Source organism: Flavobacterium panici (assembly GCF_903819335.1).
GTDB lineage: Bacteria > Bacteroidota > Bacteroidia > Flavobacteriales > Flavobacteriaceae > Flavobacterium > Flavobacterium panici.
On sequence record NZ_CAIJDE010000004.1, the window covers coordinates 1 to 469 of the forward strand.

General features: G+C 48.0%; 1 protein-coding gene. It reads right to left on the reverse strand.

The annotated features are described in order from the left end of the window. Nucleotides 1-469, reverse strand: a 469-nt coding sequence (locus FLAPXU55_RS00040) for a hypothetical protein (RefSeq protein WP_180855853.1), incomplete at both ends; no start/stop codon positions are given.

Below are 469 nucleotides of genomic sequence, written 5' to 3' on the forward strand. Positions count from 1 at the left end.
CTGGGTAACGCCTGTTGAAGGACTTACCGCATAAGTGTTAGAAGCACTGTAGTTTGATATTGTAAAACTTCCTGTAGCTGTTGAACATGTAGGCTGGGTTACGGCGCTTAATGTCGGAACTGCAGGTGTAGCAGGCTGTGCGTTGATAACCGCAGCTGATGAAGCAGCCGAAGTACATCCGTTAGCTGTAGCCGTTACCGTATAACTTCCTGCCGGAGCATTGATCGTGTTTCCTGACTGGGTAACACCTGTTGAAGGGCTTACTGCATAAGTGTTAGAAGCACTGTAGTTTGATATTATAAAACTTCCTGTAGCTGTCGAACATGTCGGCTGGGTTACAGCACTTAATGTCGGAACTGCAGGTGTTGCCGGCTGAGCGTTGATAACCGCAGCTGATGAAGCAGCTGAAGTACATCCGTTAGCTGTAGCCGTTACTGTATAGCTTCCTGCCGGAGCTGTAATCGTGTTT